Annotated in this window: 17 protein-coding genes; 7 read left to right on the top strand and 10 right to left on the bottom strand. The window is 71.5% G+C overall.

Annotated features, from left to right (window positions below):
* Window positions 1-179 precede the first annotated feature (179 nt).
* On the top strand, window positions 180-491 hold the full coding sequence (locus JFN87_RS20435) for a hypothetical protein (RefSeq protein ID WP_209341985.1): 312 nt from the start codon (window positions 180-182) through the stop codon (window positions 489-491).
* Window positions 492-1,495: 1,004 nt separating this feature from the next.
* On the opposite strand, the gene JFN87_RS20430 is transcribed toward JFN87_RS20435, so the two are convergent.
* From JFN87_RS20430 to JFN87_RS20395, 9 genes are all read right to left on the bottom strand, one after another.
* The gene (locus JFN87_RS20430) at window positions 1,496-1,801 is read right to left on the bottom strand and encodes a hypothetical protein (protein ID WP_209341983.1); all 306 of its coding nucleotides are present in this window, start codon (window positions 1,799-1,801) and stop codon (window positions 1,496-1,498) included.
* Window positions 1,802-2,247: 446 nt separating this feature from the next.
* Window positions 2,248-2,373 carry a hypothetical protein gene (locus JFN87_RS34170; protein WP_282961636.1) on the bottom strand — a complete coding sequence of 42 codons (126 nt, stop codon included), beginning with the start codon at window positions 2,371-2,373 and terminating at the stop codon, window positions 2,248-2,250.
* A 209-nt stretch (window positions 2,374-2,582) separates the two neighbouring features.
* The gene (locus tag JFN87_RS20425) at window positions 2,583-2,768 is read right to left on the bottom strand and encodes a hypothetical protein (RefSeq protein WP_209341981.1); all 186 of its coding nucleotides are present in this window, start codon (window positions 2,766-2,768) and stop codon (window positions 2,583-2,585) included.
* Complete coding sequence (locus JFN87_RS20420) at window positions 2,765-2,980, bottom strand: hypothetical protein (protein ID WP_209341979.1); 216 nt, start codon at window positions 2,978-2,980, stop codon at window positions 2,765-2,767. Before JFN87_RS20420 ends, JFN87_RS20425 begins: the two co-directional genes overlap by 4 nt.
* A 59-nt stretch (window positions 2,981-3,039) precedes the next feature.
* Window positions 3,040-4,290, bottom strand: a complete 1,251-nt coding sequence (locus tag JFN87_RS20415) for a helix-turn-helix domain-containing protein (RefSeq protein WP_209341977.1) — start codon at window positions 4,288-4,290, stop codon at window positions 3,040-3,042.
* Window positions 4,291-4,422: 132 nt separating this feature from the next.
* The gene (locus tag JFN87_RS20410; protein ID WP_209341975.1) at window positions 4,423-5,628 is read right to left on the bottom strand and encodes a GGDEF domain-containing protein; all 1,206 of its coding nucleotides are present in this window, start codon (window positions 5,626-5,628) and stop codon (window positions 4,423-4,425) included.
* A gap of 112 nt (window positions 5,629-5,740) precedes the next feature.
* A complete protein-coding gene (locus JFN87_RS20405) occupies window positions 5,741-6,571 on the bottom strand; it encodes an enoyl-CoA hydratase/isomerase family protein (protein ID WP_209341973.1) in 831 nt (276 codons plus the stop codon).
* 157 nt (window positions 6,572-6,728) lie between these two features.
* Window positions 6,729-8,318 (bottom strand): adenylate/guanylate cyclase domain-containing protein, encoded by a 1,590-nt coding sequence (locus JFN87_RS20400; RefSeq protein ID WP_307865525.1) that lies wholly within the window; start codon window positions 8,316-8,318, stop codon window positions 6,729-6,731.
* A 208-nt stretch (window positions 8,319-8,526) separates the two neighbouring features.
* Complete coding sequence (locus JFN87_RS20395) at window positions 8,527-9,438, bottom strand: biotin--[acetyl-CoA-carboxylase] ligase (RefSeq protein ID WP_209341971.1); 912 nt, start codon at window positions 9,436-9,438, stop codon at window positions 8,527-8,529.
* Between the two features lie 113 nt (window positions 9,439-9,551).
* On the opposite strand from JFN87_RS20395, the gene JFN87_RS20390 reads away from it, so the two are divergent.
* The 4 genes from JFN87_RS20390 to JFN87_RS20380 all read left to right on the top strand — a co-directional run bounded on the left by JFN87_RS20390 (window position 9,552) and on the right by JFN87_RS20380 (window position 12,397).
* Entirely contained in the window at window positions 9,552-11,186 is a 1,635-nt protein-coding gene (locus JFN87_RS20390) for an acyl-CoA carboxylase subunit beta (protein ID WP_372449261.1), read from the top strand.
* A gap of 36 nt (window positions 11,187-11,222) precedes the next feature.
* Window positions 11,223-11,429, top strand: coding sequence for an acyl-CoA carboxylase epsilon subunit (locus tag JFN87_RS20385; protein ID WP_209341967.1), 207 nt, complete (start codon window positions 11,223-11,225; stop codon window positions 11,427-11,429).
* A 163-nt stretch (window positions 11,430-11,592) separates the two neighbouring features.
* Window positions 11,593-11,721, top strand: a complete 129-nt coding sequence (mmpB, locus tag JFN87_RS34165; RefSeq protein ID WP_267885314.1) for a morphogenic membrane protein MmpB — start codon at window positions 11,593-11,595, stop codon at window positions 11,719-11,721.
* A 73-nt stretch (window positions 11,722-11,794) separates the two neighbouring features.
* Complete coding sequence (locus JFN87_RS20380) at window positions 11,795-12,397, top strand: Maf family protein (RefSeq protein WP_209341964.1); 603 nt, start codon at window positions 11,795-11,797, stop codon at window positions 12,395-12,397.
* On the opposite strand, the gene JFN87_RS20375 is transcribed toward JFN87_RS20380, so the two are convergent.
* Window positions 12,341-12,922: a hypothetical protein gene (locus JFN87_RS20375; RefSeq protein ID WP_307865524.1), complete on the bottom strand. Its 582-nt coding sequence runs from the start codon at window positions 12,920-12,922 to the stop codon at window positions 12,341-12,343. The genes JFN87_RS20380 and JFN87_RS20375 overlap by 57 nt on opposite strands.
* A gap of 374 nt (window positions 12,923-13,296) precedes the next feature.
* Between JFN87_RS20375 and JFN87_RS20370 the strand changes: the two genes are divergently transcribed.
* Together JFN87_RS20370 and JFN87_RS20365 are read left to right on the top strand one after the other, a co-directional pair.
* On the top strand, window positions 13,297-15,048 hold the full coding sequence (locus JFN87_RS20370) for an ATP-binding protein (RefSeq protein ID WP_209341962.1): 1,752 nt from the start codon (window positions 13,297-13,299) through the stop codon (window positions 15,046-15,048).
* A 179-nt stretch (window positions 15,049-15,227) separates the two neighbouring features.
* The coding region (locus JFN87_RS20365; protein ID WP_245180632.1) for a TetR/AcrR family transcriptional regulator at window positions 15,228-15,778 on the top strand (551 nt) is incomplete at its 3' end.

Raw genomic sequence — 15,778 nt, 5'->3', positions numbered from 1 at the left:
GCAGCGTACGGACTGAATCGGAAACTGTCACCGCCCACGCCGCGCGCCGCCACCCACGGCCCGGGACGGGCCGTCTCGAAGGACACGACCTCGGCACCTGCGCGTTGCCGTCACCTCATGCGTGGCTCTGACCGCGCATGGCTACTGACACCCGGGCGGGCTCCTGGTGTGATGGCTTCATGGAACGGAAGAATTGCGTGACCAGGAACCACATAGGGGTGTGGCGCGAACGTGCCCTGCCGGCAGCTTCGGCCAAGGTCACGTTCGGTGCGCTGCTGCGCGGCTCCCTACTGCCACTCGTGGTCTGGACCGGCATCGCGTGCTTCGTGTACTTCGTCTACGCCCCAGCGGTCGCAGCGGTCCTGGGTGGACTCTTCGCGCTGTCGTTCCTCGTCGGGTACCGGCTCCGCCGCAGGGCCGGGCACTCCGTGCGCTGCAGCGTCTACGGGGCTGCGGGCGGTGTGCTCGACAAGTCCATGGCCGGCTTCTGAGGCGTTGCGGCGGGAAGCGCCGCCGTCTACCTGACGTCCGCTTCACTCGGGCGACCATTTTTTGCAGCTGCGGCGGCAGAGAGAACAGCCTCCGAGATCATGTCGGCCCGCGTCCTGCGGTGGAACCACTTCGCATAATTAGATTTCTGGACCGCGAGGCAAATAATCCAGCCGCCCGGTGAGTACAAAACCTCTGTACCGTAGTATCCGGGTTGGACGGAAGTAACCTTGGACAGAGGAATCCAGTGCCATTTGAACAAATTACGCACCAGTACAGCGTCGGCGGTCAGCGCGATACCGGCACTGAATGAAAAAATCAACCACGCGAGCCGAGCACGCCACAGAGGACACCGGCCACAACACCTTCGACAGAAGGCGCCTCCGGGCTGAGTGCACCAATGCCAATGAATCCGATTGAGACCGGGACGTAACCAATCCGCGCGCGCCCCACTGTCCACTTTTGCAGAATCACATTACTGAGCCGAGATTTATCGACCGGCGCCGCACGCTCTCTGCTGGCATGTCTCCCGCCGCCACCCACCATTTTACAGATCTCTCTCCCTGGAAGGGGTCTCATGTGGTCTCTGGACGCCGACCCGGCGGGCAGACGCGCGACCCGGCCCTCCGGCGTCACGTGACCATGTGGCGCGCCGGTCGCGAGACACCACAAAGACGAATGTTCACGCCATATCAGTCCTCACGAATGGAGTGAATTCGAGATTCGTGAACTCGAACTGCGCCTGCTCCACGGCAGCCTGCCGCGTGGCATGAAAAGTATCCGTCAGGACCTCCCATTCAGCCGAGTAATAGAATAGGTAGCATTCGGAGTCATTCTCATACCGCGCCACCGCCAGGTTACAGACCCGTTCGTCGAATCGCTCTACGGAATGCCATGTCCTATGAGTGGGCCGTTGAGCCTCTCCGAGAGAGGCATACAACTCGACTGCAGCACCGTCAAGGACGGAAGGTGTGATCGCTCGGGTCAAAAACAGAGCCTCCAGCTTTCACTCAAGCACGAGCATACGAACAGAAGCCGCGATGGCCGCAAAGCCGATCAACAGGAACAGGATACCGAAAACTCGAACGAATCCCGCAGACGGGAAAGCGGCACGCAATTTGACAACAGGCATCGGAATGAGCCGCCGCCTTTCACTCATTTCCAAGGTGCGCTGTCGCATAAGTTGGGAAATAGGTTTCGAATAGAGGGCGCCAGCAACACCAAACCCCACGAACACGACTCCAACAATAGCCGCAAACACCCCCGGGGAAGAAGATGACTCCTGCGTGACGGCCAGTATCGAATATTCCATCTTCCCCCTCTATTCACGATGACTGTCTTTTAGCGGCCACAGCGCCCAAGACGGACCGAAGAGTCTTGGTGGACTCACCCGAACAGCATCCAGCCCCTGACAATCGCTATCACAGCGTCGGCCACTGTCATGACGGCGCATAGAATCCTCAGGTGATCCGGGGTGAATCGAGGGCCTGGTGGGCCGCCGGGCGTGACCATCGCCATGAGGTCGTACACCCGGAGGGCCAGATTTCGATAATCCAGAGCGATCAACGAACCGATGACACATACCACCACAGCCCACACGAAATGAAACATTGCATCCCCGGCTTTCAGGTGGCCAAGCGGGCGCCGCGCGCTTCCGGTAGGCAGGGCGGTGGCCCGCTCCGAACGCAGCGCAGGCCGTACAAGCACAGGAGGGCGATCGTGCCGCCTGCCGGCACAGGGGCTCGGGTAGCTGCCGGGTCAGTTCTCGTCGGGCGCGGGGATGACGAACCCTCGCGCGGGGATCTCAGCCGCGCGCCGCTCATCGTTGGCCTGGTTCAGCGCCTCCACCAGCTCGCGGTACCGCGGGTTGGCCCACTCCTGCATCACGCTGCTCCCTCCGTCCGGTCCCGGAACTCTACTGCCCGCGCTTCCGCATCGGGTTCGAAATCAGGGCGATTGGCTTGCAGTTCCGGCCCACCGAAAGCTCGGGCGCGTGGTGCACGAACCGGCCGAGGCGGCCGCAGAGCTCGGCGTACAGGCAGGTATGGAGGGACCGCCCCGGGCGTCGACTGCCGGGTAGGCGCCCGGGGCGGTCAGGTGGCGCGCGACGCCTGACCGTCCTCGTCCTCGTCGGCTGCAGGCCGCGGCATCAGCGGGTGCGGCGGGCGCAGCTCGTCGTGCGGACGCTTCCGGATGAGTTCGACCCCGTGCTCCTCGCAGTACGCGCCGTACTCGTCCTCGATGGGGAAGTCGTGGCCGCCCTTGTAGCACTGCGTCATGGCGCGCACCTCTCGGCGCAGGCCGGGCAGGCCCGGGGGAACACGCGCACGCCGTCGGGGTCACGGCGCTCGCCGAGGTCGACGGCGATTCCGGTCGTCAGTGGCCCGCCGCAGTATGTGCACGCGCCGCCGCGACGCTGCTCGTCGGTGAGCCCGTCCGTATTCAGGTTCGGGTGCAGCGCCTCGGCTGGTGGCCCCGTCGTCTCGGTCATGCTGTGACCGTAAGTGCGCTCGGTGTTACTGAGGGGCAGGAATCCTGCCCCTCAGTCCGCTAGGCCGACAGGATGCCCAGCTTCACCGCGAGCCCTGCGGCGGCCTGGCGCCGGGCCGGGCTACGGGCCTCCGTCTCTTCCAGCACGATGCGCCGGGCGTAGCCGTTGTACTTGATCGTCTCGGGGGCGGCCGCGTGCGCTCGCTCCAACGTCGCCAACGCCGTCTGGGCTTGGCCGTCCAGCTGGTAGGCCCGCGCCTCCTCGATGCGGTGACGGGCCAGCCGCGGCCGCGACGGGATGGCCGGCGCGTCGGAGGCTGCCACCTGCCGGACGCTCTCCCCGCCGGCGCCGAGCTCCACAGCGACGGTGACGGCGTGGGCGCCCATGATGGCCCGTGAGAACGAGGTGACCGGGTCGTAGTAGCCCGGGGCGAGCCGCTTGGCGGCACGCTGTGCCCGGTCCCACAGGCCCCACGCCTCCCCGCTCGTGCCGCGCCGCGCGGCCGTGTACCCGGCCTCGAACTGAAGGGCACCCGCGATGGCTTGCACGCCGTCACCGCCGTCCGGCAGATGAGGGGCCAGGTAGCGCAAGGCCTCCCGGGTGACGGCGTCGGCCGCATCGAAATGGGCGGGACCGCTGTCTCGGTGCGCCTGCGCGGCCAGCCAGGCGGCGAGGCCGATCGCACGCGGATCCTCGCTCTCCTGCGCGGCGACCATGCCGCGCTCGGCGACGCGCCACAGCAACGCACTGTCGGGCTGGTAGGCGAGGAAGAACTGCGAGAGCGAGTACACCTCGGAGAGGATCGCCTGCGCTGCTCGCCGGTCGGCGGCCGCGTCTGCCTGGCGCACAGCGAGCTGCGCATCACGGATGAGGTCGGGCAGCAGGCTGCCGATGACCTCCCGGTGGTTCGGGGCCCGGTGGCGTGCGACCCACGCGCGATCGAGACGTGCCCTCAGGTGTTCGGGCGGCGGCGCCTCGCGATCGCCGACGACGGGAAAGGCGTTGATCGCGTTGCGCACCGCGGGCAGTCGCGAGTGCCCGGGACCGATGAACAGGTCCACCGGAGCGGTCTGGTCACCTGTCAGGTCCGAGAGGTCACGGACTCGGAGAACTTCGGCGATCCGGAGGATCGTGGCCAGCTTCGGCGTCTGAATCCGGCCGCCTTCCACCTGCTTGACCCACGACTGCGACCGGCCGAGCAGACCCGCCAGGACGGGGCGGGTCAAGCCGCGCTTCTGCCGGAGGATCTGCATGCGCTGGCCGAATACGAGAGGGTCGGCGTACGGGTCCGGGGTAGCGTCTGACGGCACTGCCTTGCCCCCTCTCTGAACAGCTCGACGCTGTCAGGGTAGGCGCAAGACCTTTCGCGTGTGAGGGCTCTGGCAGACATGACGAAGGCGCCTCCTGCCCACGGCATGTAGCCGGGACAGGGCCGGGGTGCCTCACGGTCGGGGCGGGCCCTCCTTCGGGGCGTTCGGGGGGCCCGGCTCCGCCGGGGGGAGCGGGGGGTGCGTGTCGCGGAAGTGGCGGCGGGCGCCCTCCGTCGGGGCCGGGGTGTCCGGGGCCGCGTCCGCGAGGCGGATCGTCGCGTCGTCGCGGCCCGCGACGATCGGGCCGCACGCGTGCTCGGCCTTGGCCCGGTACTGCGCGGCGTCGGCGAGGCGGAACAGCCGGCGCGCCGAGCCGACCCGGCCGATTGGGTCCGCCGTCGACGCGACCCCGCAGGCCACCCCGTCCCCGAGGTCGAGGCGGCCCGCGCGCCGGCACAGCTCGTCCGCGACCACGATCACCTCGTCCGCGCCAGGTCCCACGGTCAGCAGGCAGAACTCGTCCCCGCCGAGGCGTGCGGCGAGCGCGCCCGGCAGCTTGGCGCCGCATACGGAGAGCACCATGCCGAAACGTTCGAGCAGACGGTCGCCCACCGCGTGGCCGTGCGTGTCGTTCACCCGCTTCAGCCCGTTCAGGTCGCACACCACGAGGCTCACCACCGTGCCGTCCGCACGGTGGCGCGCGATCGCCTCGTCCAGGTGCGCGTCGACGGCGCGCCGGTTGGCCAGGCCCGTCAGCGGGTCGGTGAAGGCCAGGCGCCGCACCTCTTCGAGGCGCTCGGTCTGCGCTATCCCCGACGCCACGACGGACGCGATGACCGTCGCGAAGTCGGCGTCGTCCGCGTCGTACAGCGGCGCGCCGACCGGCCGCGCCACGTACAGCTCGCCCCAGGCACGGCCGTGCAGGATGATCGGCGCGACCACGCAGCAGCCGCGGCCGCGTCGCCGCAGCGCCGCCACGCGCTGGTGGCAGTAGCCGGGGTCGCCGGCGGCCGGGCCCTGGGCGGTCTCGACCCACGCGTTGGGCCCGCCGCCGCCCGCCCACTTCTCGTGCAGGAACTCCGCGATCTCCGGGAACTGGTGCACCGGGTACGCCTCGTCCTCGGGGAACTCCTCCTCGCCGAACGCACGCTCGCCGGCGTTCACCAAGACCCTGAGCCTGCCGAGGTCGCGCTCCCAGATCGACAGCGCGGCGAAGCTGCCGCCGAGCGCGTCGCGTGCGCCCCTGGCGGCGGCGCGCCAGGACTGGCGGGGCGAGTGCGCCGCCGCCATGCCCTGCGCGAGCGCGACCATCGCCCGCATTCGCACATCTACTCCCATAACCCCACCTTAGGGTGGTTTGGGTACTTCGATCACCCGGAGCGATGCGCGACTACGGAACGTTCACCCTGGCCAGGCAGGTGTGCGACCGCCGTGCCGGCCGCCGTGTGCGTCACTCCCCCGGCCAGCGCGGCGCGCGCTTCTCGTTGAACGCCGCCACGCCCTCGGCCCGATCGGCCGAGAAGGCCACGGAGCGCCACGCGCCGTCCTCGACGTCGAGGCCCGTCCGCAGGTCGAGGCCGTGCCCGAGCCGCAGGGCGCGCTTGGCGGCCCGCAGGCCGATCGGGGAGTGCGCCGCGATGCGCGCGGCCAGCGCGAGCGCCTCGTCGCGGTCGGCGCCGTCCGCGGCCAGCGCGTGGACGAGCCCGAGCTCGCGCGCCTCGGGCGCCTCGACCCTGCGCGCGGTGAAGACGAGCTCCGCGGCGCGCGCGGCGCCCACGCGGCGCGGCAGCAGCTGCGTGCCGCCGCCGCCCGGGATGACGCCGACGGACACCTCGGGCAGGCCGACGACGGCCGTCGGGTCCGCGACGATCAGGTCGCAGGACAGCGCGAGCTCGAAGCCGCCGCCGAGCGCGTAGCCGTGCACGGCGGCGATGGTCGGCATCGGCAGTTCCAGCACGCCGGTGTACGCGGCGCGCGCCACGGGCCGCTGCCGCATCAGGTCGAGGTCGGTGAAGCCGTTGCGCTCCTTGAGGTCCGCGCCGACGCAGAAGGCGCGCGGGTGGCTGGAGGCGACCACGACGGCCCTGACCGACGCGTCGGCGGCCAGCGCGTCGCAGGCGGCGGCGATGGAGGCCGCCATGGCCGTCGAGACGGCGTTCATGGCCTTGGGCCGGTCGAGCAGCAGCTCGGCGACGTGACCGCCGTCGCCGTGGCGCCGCACGGCGACGAACTCCCCGTAGCGCCGCTCCTGCTCCGCTCGCGCGGTGTCCTCGCTGCTCATGGGCCCTCCCACGTCGACGTGTCGCCTGTGACCTGCGCCGGTCGCCAGGGCAGCGGTGGCCGGCAGCCGGTTAACGCTGGTTCACCGGCCACCCGGGAGCTTACGGCCTGGCACACGCCGGCGGCCGGGGGCCTGGTGCGGCCCGGCCGTCAGGCCGTCAGTTCGTCCGGCGCGCCAGCAGCCAGGGCTCCACGACGCCGAGCCCGCGCACCGGGCGCTGCCACATCGGCTGGAGGCCGAAGCGGTACGCGGGCGGCTCGGCGCCCTCCTTCTCCGCCTTCGCCACCTCCTCGGCCGCCAGCGCCTCCGACTCGGGCGCCTCGCCCGCGCGTACGAGCTCCTCCGCGAACGCGCCGTCCACCAGCACGGTGTCCCTCGGCGCTATCGACGTGAGGCGGCTCGCGAGGTTGACCGTCGTGCCGAAGACGTCGCCCATGCGTGTGGTGACCGTGCCGAACGCCATGCCGACGCGCAGCGCGGGCATCGACTCGTCGTTCGTCATGGTCTCGATGAGCCGGAGCGCGATCTCCGCGGCGATGCCCGCGTCGTCCGCGGCGAAGAGCACCTCGTCGCCCAGCGTCTTGATCAGGCGGCCGCCGTGCGCGGCGACCAGGTCGGCCGAGGTCGTCTCGAACGCCTCGACCAGCTCGCCCAGCTCCTCCTCCTCAAGGCGCCGGGTCAGGCGCGTGAAGCCGACGAGGTCGGCGAAGCCGACGCACAGGCGCCGGTCGACCATCTCCTCGTCGTCGGCCGCCTGGACGACGCGCCCGGTCGCGGCGGCGAGCTGGCGCCGCCACACGTACACCAGGAACTCCTCCAGCTCCGGCAGCAACAGCTCGACCAGCGGGTACGTGACCTCGGTGCGGGTCATGCCCGGCTCGGGCGGCTCGGTCAGCCCTTCGAGGAACGAGTCGATCTGCCACTCGGCGAGGCGGGCCGTCGTCTGCCCCGTCGACCGCGCGACCTGTACGGCCATCGGCTCGCTGAGCAGCCCCGCCTCCACCAGGCCCGCGAGGCGCCGCAGCGCCAGCACGTCGGCCTCGGTGAGCGCCTTGGCCTGGCCGATGTCGGCGAAGCCCATGGCGCGCCAGAAGCGGGAGGCGAGGTCCATGGAGACGCCCGCCGTGCGGGCCGCCTGGAAGGGCGTGTACTGGCGCTCGGCGCCGAGGATGAGCTGTTCGATGCGGATGGCGAGCGGGTTGTCCGTGGGCTCGGCCGTGTGCTCGACGAGGTGGTGCGTGGTGTGCTGGTCGGCGCCGCCGGCGTCCTCGGCGGGCGCCCCGTCGGCGTCCTCGGCGGGCGCCCCGTCGGCGTCCTCGGCGGGCGCCGCGTCGGCGCCGGGCCGGTCCGCGTCGGACCCGTCCGTGCCGGGCCCCTCGGCGCCGGGCTCGTCCGCGCCGGACCGGTCTGCACCGGACCCGTCCGCACCGGACCCGTTGGCGCCGGTCCGGTTCGCGTCGGACCCGTCGGGGCCGGGCTCCCCGGGCCCGTCCGCGCCGGACCCGTCGGGATCGGGCTCCCCGGCGCCGGGCTCCTCGGCATCGGACCCGTGGGCGTCTCCCGCGGCACCCTCGCCGTCCGACGGCGCGCCTGCGGGGTCGCCGTCCACGGGCCCGCCGTCCTCCGGTGCATCGCCGGACGGCGGCGCCTGCGGGGGTGGGGCCTGGTCGGCCGGCTGGTCAGCGGCGGTGGCTTCCGGCCGGGGCTGCGGGTCCTCCCCGCCGGAATTGGTGTCGTCGACGGTCACCAGCCGCCTCCTGCCCGTTCCCTGCGCACTGTCCTGCCGATCCCTGACCGATCTTCGTGAACTGCCTCAACGATACGGCAGGTGTGCCGTGGCTCACGTCCCGCCTGCCCAGCTCAGGGCCCCCTGCCCACCCATACGTACCCACCCGCACCGCGCAGCGCCGGACCGAGCCGCACCGAGCCGGACGCAGCCGGACGGCTCGGTCCCGTCAGTCCTCCCGCGCCGTGCGCAGGTGCACGATGTCGCCCGCGGACACCGGCTCCCGCGTGCCCGCCTCCGTCGCGACGACCAGCCGACCGTCCCCGTCGATCGCGACCGCCTCGCCCAGCAGCTCGCGCTCCCCCGGCAGCTCGACGCGCACCGTGCGGCCCAGCGTCGCGCAGCCCACCGCGTACGCCTCCTGCAGCCGTGACGCGGCCGGGTCGCCGCCGGCCGCGCGCCAGTCCCCGTACCACTGCTCGATCGAGCGCAGCACGGCCCGCAGCAGGGTCTCGCGGTCGAGCGAGACCGCCCCGGCGAGCGCGAGGGACCCCGCCGTGGGGACGGGCAGTTCCGCGGCGCGCAGCGACACGTTGAGGCCGACGCCGACGACGACCGCGTCCTCGCCCGCGCGCTCGGCGAGGATGCCGCCGGCCTTGCGCTCCTCGCCGTCCACGGTCACCAGCAGGTCGTTGGGCCATTTGAGGGACGTGTCGACGCCGGCGGCTCGCGCCAGGCCCGTGGCGACGGCGACGCCGGTCAGCAGCGGCAGCCAGCCCCAGCACTCGACCGGCACGTCGCCGCCGGGCCTGAGCAGCACGGAGAAGAACAGGCCCGAGCGTGCGGGTGCCGTCCAGTCGCGGTCGAGCCGACCGCGTCCCGCCGTCTGCTCCTCGGCGACCAGCACGGCGCCCTCGGCCGGCACCTCGTCCCCGGCGCCTGGGCCCGACGCCCCGGACGCCCCGGACGCCCCGGTCGCGAGCGCCGCCAGGTCGGAGTTGGTCGATCCGGTCGCGTCGACCACGTCGAGCGAGGTCCACAGCCCAGCGGGTTTGATGAGCGCCCGGCGCAGCCCCTTGGCGTCCAGCGGCGGTCGGTCGAGGTCGGACCAGCGGTTCGCTGGGGTATTCGGCTCCGTCATGCAAGGCAGCCTATGTGTGGCAAACGCCGCACTGCCGAACGGTGGGGGCGCCGATACGCTACGGAAACCAAGCTACGGATCAGTAGGAGCCCATGCCGATGACCGAGCCGACCATGCCGACCGAGCCGACCGAGTCGGCAGCGCCGGAACCGAACACCGCGACGGGAGCGGGCGATGACCTGCACACCACCGCGGGCAAGATCGCCGATCTGCGGCGGCGGATCGAGGAGGCCACGCACGCGGGCACGTCGACCGCCGTGGAGAAGCAGCACGCCAAGGGGAAACTGACGGCCCGTGAGCGCATCGGGCTGCTGCTCGACGAGGGGTCGTTCGTCGAGCTGGACGAGTTCGCCAGGCACAGGTCGACGAATTTCGGCATCGAGAAGAAGCGCCCGTACGGGGACGGCGTGGTCACCGGCTACGGCACGGTCGACGGGCGTCCCGTGTGCGTCTACTCGCAGGACTTCACGGTCTTCGGCGGCTCGCTCGGCGAGGTGTACGGCGAGAAGATCGTGAAGGTCATGGACTTCGCGATGAAGACGGGCTGCCCGGTGGTCGGGATCAACGACGGCGGCGGCGCGCGGATCCAGGAGGGCGTGGTCGCGCTCGGCCTGTTCGCGGAGATCTTCCGCCGCAATGTGCACGCGTCGGGTGTGGTGCCGCAGATCAGCCTGATCGTCGGGCCGTGCGCGGGCGGCGCGGTGTACTCGCCGGCGATCACGGACTTCACGGTGATGGTCGACCAGACCTCGCACATGTTCATCACGGGTCCCGACGTCATCAAGACGGTGACGGGCGAGGACGTGGGGTTCGAGGAGCTGGGCGGCGCGCGTACGCACAACACGACGTCGGGCGTGGCGCACCAGATGGCGGGCGACGAGAAGGACGCCATCGAGTACGTCAAGTCGCTGCTGTCCTACCTGCCGTCGAACAACCTCAGCGAGCCGCCGGCCTTCCCTGAGGAGGCGTCGCTCGACACGACGGACGAGGACCGCGAACTCGACACGCTGATCCCGGACTCGGCGAACCAGCCCTACGACATGCACACCGCGATCGAGCACGTGCTCGACGAGGGCGAGTTCCTGGAGACGCAGCCGATGTTCGCCCCGAACATCGTGACGGGCTTCGGCCGCATAGAGGGCTTCCCCGTCGGCGTCGTCGCCAACCAGCCGACGCAGCTGGCCGGTTGCCTCGACATCAACGCGAGCGAGAAGGCCGCGCGGTTCGTGCGCACCTGCGACTCGTTCAACATCCCGGTGCTGACCTTCGTCGACGTGCCGGGGTTCCTGCCGGGCGTCGACCAGGAGTACGGCGGCATCATCCGGCGCGGCGCGAAGCTGATCTTCGCGTACGCGGAGGCCACGGTGCCGCTGATCACCGTCATCACGCGCAAGGCGTTCGGCGGCGCGTACGACGTGATGGGCTCGAAGCACCTGGGCGCCGACCTCAACCTGGCGTGGCCGACGGCACAGATCGCGGTGATGGGCGCGCAGGGCGCGGTCAACATCCTGCACCGCCGTGAGATCGCCGCGTCGGGCGACGCGACGGCCCAGGAGGCGCGGCGCGCGGAGCTGATCGAGGAGTACGAGGACACGCTGCTCAACCCGTACGTCGCGGCGGAGCGCGGCTACGTGGACGCGGTGGTCATGCCGTCGGACACCAGGGCACACGTGGTGAAGGGGCTGCGGCAGCTCCGCACGAAGCGGGAGTCGCTGCCGCCGAAGAAGCACGGGAACATCCCCCTGTAGGCACCTGTAGGCATCTGTAGGAAGGCCGGTCTCTCGATGATCAAGGTGGTACGCGGCAACCCGACGCCGGAGGAGCTGGCGGCGGCCGTGGCGGTGGTCCAGGCGCGCGCGGCGACAGCCGCCGACGCCCCGGCCGCCCCGCGCCCGGCGCGCGCGGAGTGGTCCTCCCCGGCGCGGATCGCCCGCCCGCGCACACCCTGCCCGGGCCCCCGCGCCTGGGCTCACACATACTGGCCCGCCTGACCGGACGGGGCCGGGACAGCGCGGCTCCGTCCCGGCCATGGGCGCCCCCGGCGCCGCCCGCGTTCCGGGCGGTGCCGGGGCGGGCGGACCGTTCGGTGAGTGACCGACCGTTGAGTATGCGTACTCAGGCGGCGGGGCGCGTCGCGGACGCACCATCGGTTGCATGCTCTGGTCCGACCCCGATGACAAGCCCTCGAGGGAGTGGCGCGACGCGCAGTCCATGCTGCGGCGCGCCGGCGTCGTCATCGCCCTCGCGATGGTGCTCGCGATGCTCGTGCTCGGGCTCCTCTGAATCTGACCGCACGCGCGTGGGCGCGTGAGGGCACGCGCGTGGGCGCGATCGTGTGGCCGATACGCTCGGCCGCATGACACCGTCCCGCCGCCTCGTCCTCGCCTCCCAGTCCCCCGCGCGCCTCGGCCTGCTCAGAGCGGCCGGGCTCGCGCCCGAGGTCATCGTGAGCGGCGTCGACGAGGACGCGCTCTCCGCGCCGACGCCGGGCGAGCTGGCGCTCGTGCTGGCCGAGGCGAAGGCCACCACCGTCGCGGCGCGCCCCGAGGCGGCCGGCGCGCTGGTCGTCGGCTGCGACTCCGTGCTCGACCTGGACGGCGAGGCGCTCGGCAAGCCAGCCGACGCCGAGGAGGCCACCGCGCGCTGGAAGGCGATGCGCGGGCGCACGGGACACCTGCGTACGGGGCACTGCGTGATCGACACCGCGACCGGCGCACGCGCGGCGCGCACCGCGTCGACGGCCGTGCGGTTCGGCACGCCCACGGACGACGAGGTAGCCGCCTACGTCGCCTCGGGCGAACCACTGCATGTGGCGGGCGCGTTCACCCTGGACGGCCGCTCCGCGCCGTTCGTGGACGGCATCGACGGCGACCACTCCAACGTGATCGGGCTCTCGCTGCCGCTACTCCGCCGGCTTCTCCTTGAACTGGACGTGTCCCTCACCAGCCTCTGGGCGTGACGGGCCGGCCGCGGCCGGCCTGCCCGGCCTGCCCGACGCGCGGGCCGCGTCACCTCGGGCGCGGCCGTCCTGCCCGTACCCCAGGAGCACCCACACCAGCAGGCCGAGCACCACCATCATCACGGCGAAGACGCCCCACCCCAGCAGCCCCGTCGACACGGCCCCCAGCACCCCGTGCACGACCGCGGCCGCGATGAGCAAGATCCGTCCCACCCTGCCCGGCGCCCGGTCACGGAGGGCCGTTCGCGCCAGCACCACCGCGCAGACCAGCAGGAACACGGCGGCCGCCCCGCATCCGACCCAGCCGCCCAGGGCTATCGCCGAGGGCTTGATGCCGGCCAGGGACATGTGCTGGCCGTGCACGACCGAGGACAGCAACGCGGCGGTCGCGACCATCACCACCGCCTCGACGAGGACGATCACCGCCGTCACCCCGGCCACCCAGACGAGAGGCCGGCGCCCTATGTGCCCGCCCTCGCCCGCGTCCCCCGCGCCACCCGCGCCTCCTGCCGTCACTGCCTCCACGTGTCCTCCTCCGTCGGCCCGCCGCCCCCCAGTTACCACCAGTACGGAGGGCTCCGAGCACGCTACTCACCGGTAAAGAGTGGGACAAGGGTTACGCGGCAGAAGGCCCTGACACGGGCTCCACTCAAGCCCTGCTATGGGATCCCTACAAAGAAACTCGATTCGGCGCTGGCTACCCGCACAGAGAGCTGAGCCACATCAGGACGCTACTGTGCGGAGGAGAATCCCGGCGTACCGTGGTGCCCACAAGGGATTTCGTTACCTGGGCGAACCTCGTATCACGCTCCGTGTGGGCGAGCTCACCATTGGGGACAGGTCGCAAGACCATGTCGGCAGTCCCTGAATTCGGCTTGTTTTATTTGGAGGGAGCAATCGTGCGCAAGGTGCTGATCGCCAACCGTGGCGAGATCGCTGTCCGTGTGGCCCGTGCCTGCCGGGACGCCGGTATCGCGAGCGTGGCGGTCTACGCGGAGCCCGACCGGGACGCGCTGCATGTACGCGTGGCGGACGAGGCGTTCGCGCTGGGCGGTGACACCCCGGCGGCCAGCTACCTCGACATCGGCAAGATCATCCAGGCGTGCCGTGACTCCGGCGCCGACGCCGTACACCCCGGCTACGGCTTCCTCTCGGAGAACGCCGAGTTCGCGCAGGCCGTCCTCGACGCCGAGCTCACCTGGATCGGCCCGCCGCCGCACGCCATCCGCGATCTGGGCGACAAGGTCTCCGCCCGTCACATCGCCCAGCGCGCGGGCGCCCCTCTCGTGGCCGGCACCCCCGACCCCGTCTCCGGTGCCGACGAGGTCGTGGCCTTCGCCAAGGAGCACGGCCTGCCCATCGCGATCAAGGCGGCCTTCGGCGGCGGCGGCCGCGGCCTGAAGGTCGCCCGCACCCTCGAAGAGGTCCCGGAGCTGTACGACTCCGCCGTCCGCGAGGCCGTCGCCGCCTTCGGCCGCGGCGAGTGCTTCGTCGAGCGCTACCTCGACAAGCCCCGCCACGTCGAGACCCAGTGCCTCGCCGACCAGCACGGCAACGTGGTCGTCGTCTCCACCCGCGACTGCTCCCTCCAGCGCCGCCACCAGAAGCTCGTCGAGGAGGCCCCCGCGCCCTTCCTGAACGACGACCAGAAGGCCGAGCTCTACCGCGCCTCCAAGGCCATCCTCAAGGAGTCCGGCTACGTGGGCGCCGGAACAGTCGAGTTCCTCGTCGGCGCCGACGGCACCATCTCCTTCCTCGAGGTCAACACCCGCCTCCAGGTCGAACACCCGGTCACCGAAGAGGTCTCCGGCATCGACCTCGTCCGCGAGATGTTCCGCATCGCCGACGGCGAGCCCCTCGGCTACGACGACCCCACCCCGCGCGGCCACTCCATCGAGTTCCGCATCAACGGCGAGGACCCCGGCCGCGGCTTCCTGCCCGCCCCCGGCACCGTCACCACCTTCGCCCCGCCGAGCGGCCCCGGCGTCCGACTCGACGCCGGCGTCGAGTCCGGCTCGGTCATCGGCCCCGCCTGGGACTCCCTGCTCGCCAAGCTCATCGTCACCGGCGCCACCCGCGCCCAGGCACTCCAGCGCGCCTCGCGCGCCCTGGAGGAGTTCACCGTCGAGGGCATGGCGACCGCGCTGACCTTCCACCGCGCCGTCGTGAAGGACCCCGCGTTCACCAGCGAGCCCTTCACCATCCACACCCGCTGGATCGAGACGGAGTTCGTCAACGACATCCCGCCCTTCAGCGCCCCCGCTGACGGCGAGAGCGACGAGGAGGGCCGCGAGACGGTCGTCGTCGAGGTCGGCGGCAAGCGCCTCGAGGTATCGCTGCCGTCCTCCCTCGGCATGAGCCTGGCACGCACCGGCCTCGCCGCCGGCGCCAAGCCCAAGCGGCGCGCCGCGAAGAAGGCGGCCTCGGCCGTCTCCGGCGACACGCTCGCCTCCCCCATGCAGGGCACCATCGTGAAGGTGGCCGTCGAGGAGGGCCAGGAGGTCAAGGAGGGCGAACTCGTCGTCGTCCTCGAAGCGATGAAGATGGAGCAGCCGCTCAACGCGCACCGCTCCGGCACCGTCAAGAACCTCAACGCCACCATCGGCGCGTCCCTCACCTCCGGCGCGGCGATCTGCGAGATCAAGGACTGAGGACGCACTCGGGCTGAACCGAGTCAGGCCGCCGGGTGCGGGGGACGTTCGCTTCCCCGGCACCCGGCGCGGTCCGCGCCGCCGGATGGCATGCTGTGTGCCACACCGACCACGCGCCCACCCGGCCACGCGCCACAGCGCGCGATGGGGTAGCGACGGCGCGGAAAGGACGGCGGAACATGGCGAGGACCCCGGCCACGGCACCACCGCGCAGGGCCATGCGCGCGGACGCGCGCCGCAACTACGCACGCCTCCTGACCGAGGCGCGCGCGGGCTTCGCGGAACACGGCACCGACACCTCGCTCGAGGACATCGCGCGCCGGGCCGGCGTCGGCATCGGCACCCTGTACCGGCATTTCCCCAACCGCCAGGCCCTGATGAGCGCCGTCTTCCAGGACGCGCTGACCGCGCTCGTCGACCACGCGCGCGAACTGGGCGCGGCCCAGCAGCCGTGCCGGGCTCTGGTGGAGTGGCTGCGGGCGTTCGTCACGTACGCGGGCGAGTACCGCGGCCTGTCGCGCGCGCTGATGTCCGCGCCGTGCGACGACACGACGGCGCTCGGGCAGTGCAACGTGCCGCTGCGCACGGCGGGCGAGGCGCTGCTCACCCGCGCCCAGGGGGCGGGGGCCGTGCGGGAGGACGTGTCGATCGACGACCTGCTCCAGCTGACGAACGCGATCGCGCTGGCGTCCGAGCAGACGCCGGAGGATCCTGAACTGGCGGACAGGCA

Origin of the sequence: Streptomyces montanisoli (genome assembly GCF_017813245.1) — a bacterium.
GTDB lineage: Bacteria > Actinomycetota > Actinomycetes > Streptomycetales > Streptomycetaceae > Streptomyces > Streptomyces montanisoli.
The sequence above is the reverse complement of the archived record's forward strand: the minus strand, read 5'-3'. Positions and strand labels throughout refer to the sequence as shown.